Genomic DNA, 13,473 nt, shown 5'->3' with positions numbered 1-13,473 from the left:
GAGACTTTGACATATAGGCCGGATCGAACCGCCTGAAAACGGTCTTGTGCTTGACCTTACGAGAAGATCCACCCCGGCGGCAGGCTTTCGAGCCGCACATTGGTCAGCACCATCCGGTCCGCGCCGCCCAGATCGACGATCACGTCGGCCCCTGACTGGTAGGCCGTATAGGCGTCGCCGGGGAACACGTTCACCCGGTCGCCCTCGCCCGGATTGAAGTCCACCACGAGGTCCAGGCCGGCGCCGGAGAAGGTGTGGAAGATATCCGCCCCCGGGCCGCCCGAGATGGTGTCGTCGCCGCGGTCGCCCGCCAGCCAGTCCGAGCCGGCGCCGCCGGAGACGCTGTCCGAGCCCTGGCCGCCGCGGACCACGTCATCGCCCTCGCCGCCCAGGAGGGTGTCATTGCCGAGATTGCCCAGCACCACGTCGTCGCCGCCTTCGCCATAGAGCAGGTCGCGCCCCTGGCCGCCCACCACCCAGTCGCCGGTGTCGCCGCCGAAGAGCGTGTCCTCGCCCTTGTTGCCGTGCAGGTCGTCGAAGCCGTCGCCGCCGTAGATGAGGTCGTCGCCGTCCTCGCCGCGCAGGTAGTCCTCGCCGTCGAAGCCCCGGAGGGTGTCGCCGCCCGCCCCGCCGTAGATGGCATTGGCCGCGGCGTTGCCGTTGATTTCGTCCGCGCCCCAGCCGCCGCGCGCGTTCTCGATCACCGCCCCCTTGGCGACGGCGACATTGCCCACCAGCCCGCCGACGTTGGAGAAGAAGCCCTCGCGCAGGTCGATCAACTGGCCGACGGAATAGCCGGAGAAGTCGAAGGTGTCGGTCCCGCCCGCGTCCCACACGGCGAACACCAGCCTCGTGGAAGCGCTGGCGGCCACGAACCACGGGCGGTCGGCGGTGGCGTTGAAGCCGTAGACCGTGTCGCCCGTGCGGGTGGCGAGGTTGGGACCGTATTCGAGCTGGGCGCCCGCGATGTCGTCCAGCAGCGGGACCGCGGAATAGACGCCCTTGAAGTCGGCGCCGGTGTTCCGCTCGCTGAAGTAGCTCATCACCGTGTACTGCCGGGAGTCTTCGTAATACTCGGCGCTGCCGGCGTAGGTGGTGGCGGTGTTGGCCTCGGCGTCGTAGTCGCCCGGGTGGGTCAGGCCGATGGCGTGGCCGATCTCATGGACCAGCACATGGGCCCCATAGTTGCCAATGGACGGCTGGGCGTTGCTGTTGGCGGTGATGTTGACCCAGACATCGCCCGAGGCCGAGCCGTAGGCGGGGTTGCCGGGATAGTTGGCGAAGGCCGCCGCGCCTTCCTGGCCCGAGGCATAGTTGCCGAACAGGATCGAGGCCTGGTCCGAATAGGCCGCCTCGCCGTAGCTGCCCGAGCCCACACGGACAAAGCGGATATTGGCCACGTCCGCCCATGCCTGCAGGGCGAGTTCCGCCTGGGCGATCTGGGCGGCGTTGAAGCGCGAGAAGCCGGCGGTCTCCTCGGGCATGGGGTCCGGCCCAGTGGCCCGGAAGGCGTAGGTCACGGTGTAGCCGACGCCGGGCCTTTCCGACCAGCCGGGATAGGGCTCGCCGGTGAGGAGATCGAACCCCGTGAGCTGCTTGGCCGCCCGGTCGATGGTGAAGCTGGGCTTGCCGGCGGCCGTCGCGCCGCGGGCGTCGGCATTGAGATAGGCCTGACCGTCCGGCGCGCCGCCCTCGCTGGTCATGGCGGCGTGGAACGGCTCCAGCGTGGCGACGGCGGCGTTGACGCGGACTTCGGCGGGCATATCGGCCGCATTCTAACAGGGCATCCCGTCCGAATCCTTAAGCGAGCAGCATCGCGCCGCCCCCGCGACCGTTGGGCGCAGCCCCGTGGGTCAGGCCAGGCGATCCTTGAGCCTCAGCGCGTCCAGGGGCGCGGCGCTCTTGATGTCGTTGTCGAAGTAGGCGTGGACGTCGAGGCCGCGCCGGCGCCAGGCGACGATCCGCCGGCCCCAGGCGGCAAGCTCGGCGTCGGGATAGCGTCCCGCATAGCGCCCGCCCGGGCCATGGCCGCGGACATAGGCCCAGGACGCGGTGAGCTCCCAGGGCGCGGGGGCGTGGTGGTGGTCGGAGATGCAGAGGGCGGCGTCGAAGTCCGCGAGGATGCGGAACACCGCCGGCTCGTACCAGGAGGGATGGCGGAACTCGACCGTCACCCGGCCGGGCGGCAGAAGCCTGAGGAAGCCCGCCAGCCGCCCATCGTCGCGCTTCAGCATGGGGGGCAGCTGCACCAGGGCTGGCCCGAGTTTGGCCCCGAGGGGCGCCATGCGGCCCCAGACCAGGGCCACGGACTCCGCGCAGTCCTTCAGCTTCTTGTTGTGTGTGATGAAGTGGCTGACCTTCCAGGCGAAGCGGAAATCCGCCGGGGTGCGCTCGGCCCAGCCCTCGACCATGGCTTCGGTGGGCAGGCGGTAGAAGCTGGCGTTGATCTCTGCCGTGTCGAACCGGGACGCATAGACCTCCAGGCGCTCACGGTCCTTCGTCCCCTCGGGATAGAAGGGCCCCTTCCAGTCCTTGTAGGTCCAGCCGGAGCAGCCGATGCGGAGTTCGCCCATCCGCACCGGAATGCGGACAGGCGCGCCGGGTTCTCGATCCGGCTCAGTCGAGCGGGACGCGACCCAGGATCTTCAGGCCATAGCCGCCGGAGCCCGGCAGCACGGTCGAGGAGGAGGTGAGCAGCATCATGTCGCGCACGCCGAGGTCCAGGAGGATCTGGGCCCCGATGCCGTAGTCGCGCAGCACGTTCTGGCTGTGGTCGGCCTGCTGGCCCCCGTAGCGCTCCGAGAGCCAGTGCGGATTGCTGTCGCGAATGAACACCGCCACCCCGGCGCCATCGTATTCGGCGATGGCCTTCAGGGCGTTGGGCACATAGCTGCGCCGGGCCTCGACGGCGCCCAGCATGTCGGCGGCCAGGTCCACCCGGTGCATCCGCACCAGGGTCGGCTTGTCGGGATCGATGCGGCCCTTGGTGAGGACCACATGCTCGGTCTGGTCCAGGATGTTGCGGTAGATGACCATCCGGAACCGCCCGCCGTAGGCGCTCTCGAACGGCGTCTCCAGCACCCGCTCCACCTGCCGCTCGGTGCGGCGGCGGTAGGCGATCAGGTCGGCGATGGTGCCGATCTTCAGGCCGTGCAGCTGGGCGAAGGCGACGAGGTCCGGCAGGCGGGCCATGGTCCCGTCGTCCTTCATGATCTCGCAGATCACCCCGGCGGGAACGAGGCCGGCCATGCGGCTGATGTCCACGGCCGCCTCGGTGTGGCCGGCGCGGACCAGCACGCCGCCGTCCTTGGCCACCAGCGGAAAGACGTGACCGGGCGAGACGATGTCGTCGGCGCCCTTGGTGGGGTCCACGGCCACGGCGATGGTGTGGGCCCGGTCATGGGCCGAGATGCCGGTGGTGACGCCTTCGCGGGCCTCGATCGAGACGGTGAAGGCGGTGCCGTGGCCGGACTGGTTGTCGCTGGCCATGGGCGGCAGGCGCAGCTGCCGGGCCCGGTCGGCGGTGATGGACAGGCAGATCAGGCCGCGGGCGTGCTTGGCCATGAAGTTGATCTGCTCGGGCGTGGCGAACTGGGCGGGGATGATGACGTCGCCCTCGTTCTCCCGGTCCTCGGCGTCGACGAGGATGTACGGACGGCCGTTGCGGGCGTCCTCGATGATGTCCTCGATCGGGCTGATGGCCTGGCTCACGGCGTCGGCTTCCGTTTCGCGCGGCGCGGCGCTGTCGGACGGGGTCACAAGGTAGGGGCGCTTCATGCGCGAGCCTTCATGCTGGCGAAGGCCATGACCTGCTCGGCGACCGTCGCGAGCTGCCAGGCGTCCTTCGCATCCTTAGGTTCACCGTCCTGGTCGAACAGTTCGGTGGTGGCGTTGAGGGCGGCGCCGAACGGCGTCGGCCAGCCCCGCAGGGCATGTATGATCGCACGCAGCGCCGTCAAAGTGGTTCCGGCGGCCTGCCAGCCGTCGGCGGTGATGATCGTGCCCACCGGCTTGCCCGTGAGATAGGGCGAGGCCTCGCCCCGGGTGAGCTCGAGGGTGTCGAGGGCGTTCTTCACCACCCCCGAGATCGAGCCGTGGTAGCCCGGGCTGGCGACGATGACCCCGTCGGCGCGGCAGATCGTCTCGGACAGCGACTTCTGGGCCGCGGTGACCTCGGTCGGACGCGGGTCGAAGATCGGCAGGGTCGAGATGAACTCGCCGCCCAGCAGGCAGGTCTCGGCGCCGAGATCCGCGCAGCGCCGGAGGCTGGCGACCAGGGCGCGCTCGCTGGTGGAGCCGGGCCGCACCGTGCCGCCGAGGCCGACGATCAGCGGCCGGCTCATCTTTGGGTCCCCAAGGTCATGCCGCCCGTCTTAGCGCGACGAACGCGCCGCGTCGCCCCTCACGCAAGGACCGACTCAGGCCGCCTCGCTCGCCTCCGGGAAAGCCGCCTTCAGCTCGGCCTTCATGATCTTGCCGTTGGCGTTGCGCGGCAGGGTTTCGGGCCAGAAGGCCACCTTCACCGGCACCTTGAAGGCCGCCAGGCGCGAGCGGACCAGCTCCCGCAGCTCCTCCTCGGTGGCCTTGCCGCCCGGCCGCAGGTGGACCACCGCCGCAGGCTCTTCGCCCAGGGTCTTGTGCGGCAGGCCGATGAGGGCCGCGTCCATCACGTCGGGATGCTCGTAGAGGACGTTCTCCACCTCGACGCAGTAGATGTTCTCGCCGCCGCGGATCAGCATGTCCTTGGCCCGGTCGATGATGTAGAGGAAGCCCTCCTCGTCGAGGCGGGCGAGGTCCCCCGTGCGCAGCCAGCCGTCGACGAAGGTCTCGGCCGTGGCCTCGGGCTTGTTCCAGTAGCCCTTCACCACCTGCGGCCCCTTCACCCACAGCTCGCCCACGCTGCCGGCGGGCAGGACGGTCTTGCCATCGGCCGGGTCACGGATCTGCATCTCGCCCACCGGCGCGGCGGGGCCGGCGCTGTCCGGCCGCGCCTCGTAGTCCTTGCCCAGGTGCGAGGTGAAGGTGGCGGTGGTCTCGGTCATGCCCCAGCCGTTGCCCGGCTGCGACCCCGGGAAGGTCTCGGCGATCCGCCGCACCAGCTCGGGGGCCGACGGCGCGCCGCCGTAGGTGACGGTGACCAGGGACGAGAGGTCGTACTTCTCCCGGGCCGGATGCTCGATGAGCTGCCAGGCGATGGTGGGCACCCCGCCGGTGGCGGTGACCTTCTCGCGCTCGATGAGCTGCATGGCCGGCTCGGCTTCCCAGCGCCGCATCAGCACGATCTTGCCGCCGCTGTTGAGGGCCGGCGACAGGGTCGCCGACAGGCCGGTGGCGTGGAACATGGGGATGACCAGCAGGGTGACCCGCTGGGGCAGCTTGGTGGGGTCGAGTTCGGGCAGCGGCTGGCCGGCCCGCAGGAAGTTCCGCGCCGACGAGATGCCCCCGGCCCCGATGTTGGAGGTCATGTTGCGGTGGGTGCCGAGGGCGCCCTTCGGCTTCCCGGTGGTGCCCGAGGTGTAGAGGATGGTGGCGTCGTCCTCCGGCTCCAGCGGCACGTCGGGGAGGGCCTGTTCGGGCAGGGCGCCCCAGTCGTTGACCTTGCCGATCACGTCCTCGAGGCGCGCGACGCGGGCGTCCGTGGCCTCGCCCTTGAGGCGCGAGACATAGATGCGCTCCAGGGCCGGCAGGTTGGCCAGGTGCGGGGCGATGCGCTCCAGCCGCTCGTCGTCGATGATGGCGACCTTGGCGCCGGAATCGGCCAGGCCGTACTCCAGCTCGGGACCAGTCCACCAGGCGTTCAGCGGGGTCACCACCGCGCCGACGAGCTGTCCGGCCCAGAAGGCCACCGGCCATTCCGGCAGGTTGCGCATGACGACGGCGACCCGGTCGCCCTTCCTGACCCCGTCGACGATCAGCCGGTGGGCGAGCGTCACCGTGGCGCGACCGAAGCTGTCGAAGGTGGCGCGGTCGCCCTCGTAGACCAGGAACTCCCGCTCCTTGAAGCGCATGCCGTTCAGGAACACGTCGCGCAGGGTCGGGGGCGCGTTCTTCCAGATGCGCGTGCGGACCCCACGGATGGTGGCCTCGGCGATCTCGAACGGAGCCCCCGGCGCCGTGAGGCGGGCGTGGGCCTCGGCGATGCTCAGAACCGGCCAGGTCTCTTGGCTCATGCGACTGTTTCCTACTCCTGATCCGCGGCCGGGGACTTGTCCCTGCGTGCCGCGTAATGGGCCCGTATCTCGGCCAGCTCCTTTGCGTACCGCTTCTCCGCCTCGGCGCGCAGACGGGGAATATGGTAGCTCGGGAATAGATCGTTATCCGGCGCGTAATCCTTCAAGACCTGCTTGGCCAGCGTCACCTTGTGAACCTCGGTTGGGCCATCGGCGATACCCATGACGAGGGCCGAGTTGACCATGTGCATGAACGGCATCTCGTTCGAGACGCCGAGCGCGCCATGCAGATGCGCCGCCTTCGTGGCGACGTCGTGGTAGACCTTGGGCATGGCCACCTTGATGGCGGCGATGTCCTTGCGGACCTTGTTGTAGTCCTTGTGCTTGTCGATCAGCCAGGCCGTCCGCAGCACCAGCAGGCGGAAGCTCTCAACGGCGATCCAGCTCTCGGCGATCTGCTCCTGGACCATCTGCAGGTCGGCGAGGCGGCCATCGCGGGTCATGCGCGAGACCGCCCGGCGGCACATCAGATCCAGGGCGTGGCGGCAGGCGCCGACCGTGCGCATGGCATGGTGAACCCGCCCGCCGCCCAGGCGCACCTGGGCGATGGTGAAGGCCTGGCCCCGCTCGCCCAGCAGGGCGTCATAGGGCACCCGCACGTTGTCGTAGCGGACATAGCTCTCGTTGCCGCCGCCGATCTCGCCGCCCGCGCCCACGGCCACATTGCGGATGATCTCCACCCCCGGCGTGTCGGTGGGGACGAGGAAGATCGAGGTGCGCCGGTACGGGTCCTTGGTGTCCGGATCGGTGACCGCATAGACCACCAGAAGCTTCGAATAGGCGGCGTTGGTGGAGAACCACTTCTCGCCGTTGATCACCCAGGTGTCGCCGTCGAGGACGGCGGTGGTGCGGAAGGTGAGCGGATCGGAGCCGCCGGTGGGCTCGCTCATGGAGAAGGCCGAGCGGATCTCCCCCTCCAGCAGGGGCTTCAGCCAGCGATCCTTCTGCGCCTGGGTGCCGTAGTGGGCGATGATCTCGGCGTTGCCGGTGTCGGGCGCCTGGCAGCCGAAGACCGTCGGCGCCAGGCTGTTGCGCCCCAGCTTCTCGTTCATCAGCGCCAGCTTGAGCTGGCCAAAGCCCTGGCCGCCCAGTTCGGGCCCCAGGTGGCAGGCCCATAGCCCCTGTTCCTTCACCCGGGCCTGCAGCGGCTTGATGAACGTCTCGCGGCCCAGCGAACTCCAGACGATCCGGCCCAGATGCGAGAGCGGCTCGACCTCGTCCCGCATGAACGTCTCGATCCAGTCCAGCTTCTCCTGGAACTCTGGATCGGTCTCGAAATCCCACGCCATCGGCATCTCCCCCCCGGGGGCCGTCCCAAGGGACGGCGTTTCGAATTTTCGGTATCCCCGTTCTGCATTATCTACGCGGCGGGCGGCTCCGCAACCACCAGAAGCCGCCGCGTGAGACGCCCCCCGCCGGCCGCATCGCCCTTGCGGCCCCCAGCCGGGCGTGGGCAAAACACTGTCATGAGCAAGGCCAAGTCCCTCGGGTTCAGCCCCGACCGTCTCGCCCGCATCGACCGTTTCCTGCAGGAAAAGTACGTGGAGCCGGGCCGCCTGCCCTGCGCCCAGTTCCTGCTCGCCCGCGACGGCGAGACCGTGCATCAGAGCGTGCTCGGCCAGCAGGACCCCGAGCGGGGCGTGGCCCTCGCCGAGGACACGGTCTTCCGCATCTATTCCATGACCAAGCCGGTCACGAGCGTGGCCCTGATGACCTTTGTCGAGGAAGGCGCCATCGCCCTCGACGATCCGGTGGCCGGGTTCATCCCGGAGTGGGCGAACCTCGGGGTCTTCTCGGCCGGGACGGGGCCCTACCTGACCACGCCGCCCACGCGGCCGATGCAGGTGGTGGACCTCCTCCGGCACACCTCGGGCCTCACCTACGGCTTCCAGAACCGCACCAACATCGACGCCGCCTACCGGGCGCAGAAGCTGGACGAGATCTTCGGCGGATACGACCTCGAGGGCATGATCCAGGCCCTGGCCAAGCTGCCGCTGGAATTCTCGCCCGGCGAGGCCTGGAACTATTCCGTCTCCACCGACGTGGTCGGCTATCTGGTGCAGAAGCTGGCGGGCAAGCCGCTCGACCAGGCTCTGAAGGAGCGCATCTTCGATCCGCTGAAGATGGCCGACACCGGCTTCTCCGTGCGCGAGGACCAGCGGAGCCGCTTCGCCGCCTGCTACGAAGCCCTCCCGGGCGGGGCCAAGCGGCTGCAGGACGATCCGACGACCAGCCCCTACCTGGGCGCGCCCAGGCTGCTGTCGGGCGGCGGCGGACTGGTGTCGACCGCGGCCGATTACATGCGCTTCGCCCGAATGCTGCTGAACGGCGGCGAGCTGGACGGGGCGCGGATCCTGGCCCCGAAGACCGTTCGGCTGATGGCCTCGAACCACCTGCCCGGCGGCGCGGATCTCACCCAGGTGTCACGCTCGCTATTCTCGGAAAGCACCAACGCCGGCATCGGCTTCGGCCTGGGCTTTGCGGTGGTGTTCGATCCGGTCAGGACGCTGCTTCCCTGTTCGCCGGGCGAGTTCTACTGGGGCGGCATGGCCTCGACCGCCTTCTGGGTCGATCCGGTGGAGCAGGTCACGGCGGTGTTCATGACCCAGCTGATCCCGTCGTCCGCCTATCCGGTCCGGCGCGAGCTGCGGACCCTGACCTATGCGGCGCTGACCGAGAGCCGGGCCTAGCGGGCGGTCTCCCCCTCCTCGACGGGCAGGCCAAGGCCGGTGTCGGGCGCCTCGCCCTCAACCTTGTCGGCGGTGGGCAGCATGTGGGCGTTCCGCCAGCCGCCCCAGCGGTAGTAGCCGGCGGCCAGCAGCACCATGACGATGCTGCCGACCGGGAAGCTCCACCAGATGGCGTCCGCGCCGATCCGGGGCATCAGCACCGAGGCGAAGGGGATCCGCACCACCCAGAGGGCGATGATCATGGCCAGCAGGGGCGGCCAGACCGAGCCGGTGGCCCGCACCACGCCGTTGAAGATGAAGGCCATGCCGAAGGGGATGAAGCCCCACAGGGCGATGGTGTTGATGCGGGCGGCGATCGGCAGGGCCGCGCTGTCCGCGGGCAGGAAGGCGGCCATGACGAAGGGCTTGGCGATCTCCAGCACCACCACCAGCACGGCGGTGCCGACGAAGGCGAAGAACACGCCCTTGCGGGCGATCTCGGCCACCCGGTCCATGCGGCGGGCGCCCACATTCTGGGCGGCCATGGTGGAGACCGCCGCCCCCAGGGCCATGGCCGGCATCTGCACATAGGTCCAGATCTGCACCGCCGCCCCGTAGGCCGCGGCGGTGTTGGAGCCGAAGCCGTTCACCAGGCCCATCATGGTCACCGCCGCCAGGCTGATGACCATCATCTGGAAGGCCATGGGCAGGCCCTTGAAGACCAGGGTGCGGATGATAGCGAGGTCGGGCTTCAGGAGATGGAACTCGCCCGGCCGCAGCACCAGGATCGACCGGCGCCGGTAGAGATGGGCCAGGAAGGCGGCAAGGGTGATCGCCTGGGCGATCAGGGTCGCCGTCGCCGAACCGGCGATCTCCAGCCGGGGGAACGGCCCGACGCCCAGGATCAGCAGCGGATTGAGGATGATGTCCAGCACCACCACCAGGGCCGAGAACAGGAACGGCGTGCGGCTGTCGCCCGTGCCCCGCTTGGCCATCATCAGGAAGGTGGTGAAATAGATCAGCGGCAGGGCCAGGAAGATGACCGTCAGATAGGCCACCGCCTCGGCCCGGGCGTCGCCCGGCGTGCCCATGGCGTCGAGGATGGCCGGGGTCAGGACGACGCCCGCCACGCCCACCAGGGTGGAGGCCACGGCGAAGAACAGGGTGCAGGTCCCCACCACCTTCTTGGCCAGGGCCTCGTCGCGCGCGCCCACCGCCTGGCCGATGAGGATGTTGGCCGCCATGGTCAGGCCGAACATGGCCCCCAGCATCAGGAAGAAGATCTGGTTGGCGTTGGAGATGGCCGCCAGGGCGGATTCGCCCAGGGTGTGGCTGACCCACATGGCGTTGGCCGAGCCGTTCACCGACTGCAGCACATTGGAGCCCAGCAGCGGCAGGGCGAACAGGATCAGCGTCTTGCCGATCGGCCCAGCCGTAAGGTCCGGCCCGCGCCGACCCATTGATCCCGTGCGCTGCACCCGCGTCCTCCCCCGTTTCTTCCGCGGGCTCTAAGGCCACGGCGCCCCGGAATCCATACCGGAGTTGCGATAATCGAACCGATTCGGCGGGCGGCGTCGCGCCCCGCGCGCGCCCCCTGCAGGGTTGAGCCGGCGGCGTTTCGCTGTAAGTACGGCGCGCGAGGGGTGAACTGGGTTCTTGTGCGGCGGGGCGCCGCAAAGCGAACGATCAGAAAGGCCGTATGAAAATCCTGATCACGGGCGGAGCCGGCTTCATTGGGTCGGCAGTGATCCGCCGGGCGATCCAAGAGGGCCACGCGGTGGTGAACCTCGACGCCCTCACCTACTCGGCCAACCTCGAGAACGTCGCCTCGGTGGAGAGCCACGAGGCCTATGCGTTCGAACAGGCCGACATCTGCGACAAGGCCCAGGTCGAGGCGATCTTCGCCCGGCACCGCCCGGACGCGGTGATGCACCTGGCCGCCGAGAGCCACGTGGACCGCTCCGTGGAAGGGCCCCTGGACTTCGTCCAGACCAATGTGATGGGCACCGCGGTGCTGCTGGAGGTGGCCCGCGCCTACTGGTCGGGCCTGGATGAGACCGGCAAGGCCGCGTTCCGCTTCCACCATGTCTCCACCGACGAGGTGTTCGGCGCCCTCGGCGAGGACGGCGAATTCACCGAGGAGACCCCGTACGATCCCACCTCGCCCTATTCGGCCTCGAAGGCCGCGGCCGACCATCTGGTGCGCGCCTGGGGCCGGACCTACGGCCTGCCGGTGGTGATCACCAACTGCTCGAACAACTACGGCCCGTATCAATTCCCGGAGAAGCTGATCCCGACGGTGATCACCCGGGCGCTGGAGGGCAAGTCGATCCCGGTCTACGGCGACGGCCGGCAGATGCGCGACTGGCTGCATGTAGACGACCACGCCGAGGCCCTGCTGACCGTGCTGCAGAGGGGCCGGCTGCACGAGACCTACGCCATCGGGGGCGACGCCGACCACCGCAACATCGAGGTGGTGCGGATGATCTGCGCCGAGCTCGACAAGCTGGCCCCCGCCAACACGCCCCACGCCGACAAGATCGAGTTCGTCGCCGACCGGCCGGCGCACGATTTCCGCTACGCCATCAACTGCTCGAAGATCGAACGCGAGCTGGGTTGGACGCCCAAGGTGACGCTGGAACGCGGCCTTGCCGACACGGTTCGCTGGTACGTGGACAACTACGGCTGGGTGGAGCGCATCCGCCAGCGCGGCTTCCATTCGGAACGGCTGGGGCTGGTGAAGGCGTGACCCTCCGCGCCCTGATGTTCGGGACCACGGGGCAGCTCGCCCGCGAGGTCCTCCGCCAGGCCGACGCCCACGACGTGACGCTGACGGCCCTGTCCCGGGCCGAGGCCGACCTTTCCGAGCCCGCGGCCTGCGCCCGGCAGGTGCTCGAGCACGGGCCGGACGTGGTGATCCTCGCGGCCGCCTACACCGCCGTGGACCTGGCCGAGACCGAGGGCGACCTGGCCGGCAAGGTCAATGCCGAAGCCCCCGCCGCCATCGCCCGGGCTTGCGCCGAGGCCGGGGCGGCGCTCGTCCATTTCTCCACCGACTATGTGTTCGACGGGACCAAGGGCGCGCCCTATGCCCCCAGCGACGCCACAAACCCGCTGAACGCCTATGGCGCCACCAAGCTGGCGGGCGAACGGGGCGTGCTGGCCGCCTGCGCCCGGGCCGCGGTGATCCGCACCTCCTGGGTGGTGTCGGCCCACGGCAGGAACTTCGTGAAGACCATGCTGCGGCTGGCCGGCGAGGGCCGCCCGCTGCAGGTGGTGGACGACCAGTTCGGACGCCCGACCAGCGCCGCCGATCTGGCCGGCTTCGTGCTTGGCCAGCTGCCCCGCTGGGCCGCCGCGGCCGCGGGCGATCCGGCCTTCGGCCTGCACCACTTCGCCAACGCCGGCGAGACGAGCTGGCGCGGCTTCGCGCAGGGGATCTTCGAGCTGGCCCTGGGCGACAAGGCCCCCGAAGTCGGGGCCCAGAAGACCGCCGACCGGCCGTCGCCGGCCAAGCGGCCCCTGCACGGCGTCCTGGACACCTCCGCCACGGAGACCGTCTTCGGCGTGAGCATCCGCCCCTGGCGCGAGGCCCTCGCCGAGATCATCGCCGAGCTGAATTCCAACCCCACGGCCGGTGGTCCGGCCCTAACCGAAGCGAGGCCGGCATGAGGCGCGGCATCATCCTGGCGGGCGGCGCGGGCACGCGGCTGCACCCGCTGACCCTGGCGGTCTCCAAGCAACTGCTGCCGGTCTACGACAAGCCGATGATCTACTATCCGCTGTCGGTCCTGCTGCTGGCCGGCGTGCGCGAGATCCTGATCATCACCACCCCCGAGGACCAGGCGGCGTTCAAGCGGCTGCTGGGCGACGGCTCGCAGTTCGGCGTGCGCTTCCAGTATGTGGTCCAGCCCACCCCCGGCGGCCTCGCCGAGGCCTATCTGCTGGGCGAGGAGTTCGTCGGCGGCGAGCCCAGCGTGATGATCCTGGGCGACAACATCTTCTTCGGCCAGCACTTCCGCCAGATGCTGCGGCGGGCGCACGAGCGCGACGTCGGCGCCACCGTCTTCGGCTATCCGGTGCACGATCCCGAGCGCTACGGGGTGGTCGAGCTCGCCCCCGACGGGCGGGCGCTCTCCATCGAGGAGAAGCCGGCCAAGCCGAAGTCCAACTACGCGGTGACCGGCCTCTATTTCTATGACGGCCGGGCCAGCGAGATCGCCAAGACCCTGACCCGCTCGGCCAGGGGCGAGCTGGAGATCACCGCCCTCAACCAGGTCTATCTGGAGGAAGGCGCCCTGCACGTGGAGCTGCTGGGACGCGGCTTCGCCTGGGAGGACGCGGGCACCCACGACAGCCTGATCCAGGCCGGCGAGCTGATCCGCACCTTCGAACAGCGCCAGGGCCTGCGCATCGGCTGCCTCGAGGAGATCGCCTACCAGCAGGGGTGGATCGGCCGCGAGGAGCTGATCAAGGTCGCCGACCTGCAGGCCAAGAGCGAGTACGGGCGCTACCTGCGCCAGCTCGCCGAGCGGCCGCCCGGCGAGCCTGCGGAGTAGCCGGCGGGTCAGCCG

The 13,473-nt window shown here is 69.6% G+C and carries 11 protein-coding genes; 4 read left to right on the top strand and 7 right to left on the bottom strand.

Annotation, left to right across the window (positions count from 1 at the left end):
• Positions 1-56: 56 nt before the first annotated feature.
• The 6 genes from BO64_RS04555 to BO64_RS04530 form a co-directional block, all read right to left on the bottom strand.
• On the bottom strand, positions 57-1,763 hold the full coding sequence (locus tag BO64_RS04555; RefSeq protein ID WP_496402089.1) for a M10 family metallopeptidase C-terminal domain-containing protein: 1,707 nt from the start codon (positions 1,761-1,763) through the stop codon (positions 57-59).
• 90 nt (positions 1,764-1,853) lie between these two features.
• The gene (locus BO64_RS04550) at positions 1,854-2,573 is read right to left on the bottom strand and encodes a DUF72 domain-containing protein (protein ID WP_496402088.1); all 720 of its coding nucleotides are present in this window, start codon (positions 2,571-2,573) and stop codon (positions 1,854-1,856) included.
• A 43-nt stretch (positions 2,574-2,616) separates the two neighbouring features.
• Entirely contained in the window at positions 2,617-3,777 is a 1,161-nt protein-coding gene (gene ribB / locus BO64_RS04545) for a 3,4-dihydroxy-2-butanone-4-phosphate synthase (RefSeq protein ID WP_496402087.1), read from the bottom strand.
• On the bottom strand, positions 3,774-4,343 hold the full coding sequence (locus BO64_RS04540; protein WP_496402086.1) for an NADPH-dependent FMN reductase: 570 nt from the start codon (positions 4,341-4,343) through the stop codon (positions 3,774-3,776). Before BO64_RS04540 ends, ribB begins: the two co-directional genes overlap by 4 nt.
• 75 nt (positions 4,344-4,418) lie before the next feature.
• A complete protein-coding gene (locus tag BO64_RS04535; protein ID WP_496402085.1) occupies positions 4,419-6,170 on the bottom strand; it encodes a class I adenylate-forming enzyme family protein in 1,752 nt (583 codons plus the stop codon).
• Positions 6,171-6,181: 11 nt separating this feature from the next.
• Positions 6,182-7,519, bottom strand: coding sequence for an acyl-CoA dehydrogenase family protein (locus BO64_RS04530; protein ID WP_496402084.1), 1,338 nt, complete (start codon positions 7,517-7,519; stop codon positions 6,182-6,184).
• Between the two features lie 177 nt (positions 7,520-7,696).
• On the opposite strand from BO64_RS04530, the gene BO64_RS04525 reads away from it, so the two are divergent.
• Positions 7,697-8,920 carry a serine hydrolase domain-containing protein gene (locus BO64_RS04525; RefSeq protein ID WP_496402083.1) on the top strand — a complete coding sequence of 408 codons (1,224 nt, stop codon included), beginning with the start codon at positions 7,697-7,699 and terminating at the stop codon, positions 8,918-8,920.
• Here BO64_RS04525 and BO64_RS04520 read toward each other — a convergent pair.
• Entirely contained in the window at positions 8,917-10,377 is a 1,461-nt protein-coding gene (locus BO64_RS04520) for an MATE family efflux transporter (RefSeq protein WP_496402082.1), read from the bottom strand. The genes BO64_RS04525 and BO64_RS04520 overlap by 4 nt on opposite strands.
• A 221-nt stretch (positions 10,378-10,598) precedes the next feature.
• On the opposite strand from BO64_RS04520, the gene rfbB reads away from it, so the two are divergent.
• The 3 genes from rfbB to rfbA are packed head-to-tail and all read left to right on the top strand — an operon-like array spanning position 10,599 to position 13,458.
• The gene (rfbB, locus tag BO64_RS04515) at positions 10,599-11,648 is read left to right on the top strand and encodes a dTDP-glucose 4,6-dehydratase (RefSeq protein WP_496402081.1); all 1,050 of its coding nucleotides are present in this window, start codon (positions 10,599-10,601) and stop codon (positions 11,646-11,648) included.
• Positions 11,645-12,571 (top strand): dTDP-4-dehydrorhamnose reductase, encoded by a 927-nt coding sequence (rfbD, locus tag BO64_RS04510; protein WP_496402080.1) that lies wholly within the window; start codon positions 11,645-11,647, stop codon positions 12,569-12,571. The genes rfbB and rfbD overlap by 4 nt, the downstream gene beginning before the upstream one ends.
• Complete coding sequence (rfbA, locus tag BO64_RS04505) at positions 12,568-13,458, top strand: glucose-1-phosphate thymidylyltransferase RfbA (RefSeq protein WP_496402079.1); 891 nt, start codon at positions 12,568-12,570, stop codon at positions 13,456-13,458. Before rfbD ends, rfbA begins: the two co-directional genes overlap by 4 nt.
• Positions 13,459-13,473: the final 15 nt, after the last annotated feature.

It is taken from the genome of Phenylobacterium composti DSM 19425, assembly GCF_059568645.1.
The sequence above is the reverse complement of the archived record's forward strand: the minus strand, read 5'-3'. Positions and strand labels throughout refer to the sequence as shown.

What these genes read in the sequence shown, in the direction of transcription:
- BO64_RS04550 (WP_496402088.1), bottom strand. Translation starts at nt 2,573, where the DNA reads ATGGGCGAACTCCGCATCGGCTGCTCCGGCTGGACCTACAAGGACTGG.
- BO64_RS04555 (WP_496402089.1), bottom strand. Translation starts at nt 1,763, where the DNA reads ATGCCCGCCGAAGTCCGCGTCAACGCCGCCGTCGCCACGCTGGAGCCG.
- BO64_RS04525 (WP_496402083.1), top strand. Translation starts at nt 7,697, where the DNA reads ATGAGCAAGGCCAAGTCCCTCGGGTTCAGCCCCGACCGTCTCGCCCGC.
- ribB (WP_496402087.1), bottom strand. Translation starts at nt 3,777, where the DNA reads ATGAAGCGCCCCTACCTTGTGACCCCGTCCGACAGCGCCGCGCCGCGC.
- BO64_RS04530 (WP_496402084.1), bottom strand. Translation starts at nt 7,519, where the DNA reads ATGGCGTGGGATTTCGAGACCGATCCAGAGTTCCAGGAGAAGCTGGAC.
- BO64_RS04540 (WP_496402086.1), bottom strand. Translation starts at nt 4,343, where the DNA reads ATGAGCCGGCCGCTGATCGTCGGCCTCGGCGGCACGGTGCGGCCCGGC.
- BO64_RS04535 (WP_496402085.1), bottom strand. Translation starts at nt 6,170, where the DNA reads ATGAGCCAAGAGACCTGGCCGGTTCTGAGCATCGCCGAGGCCCACGCC.
- rfbA (WP_496402079.1), top strand. Translation starts at nt 12,568, where the DNA reads ATGAGGCGCGGCATCATCCTGGCGGGCGGCGCGGGCACGCGGCTGCAC.
- rfbB (WP_496402081.1), top strand. Translation starts at nt 10,599, where the DNA reads ATGAAAATCCTGATCACGGGCGGAGCCGGCTTCATTGGGTCGGCAGTG.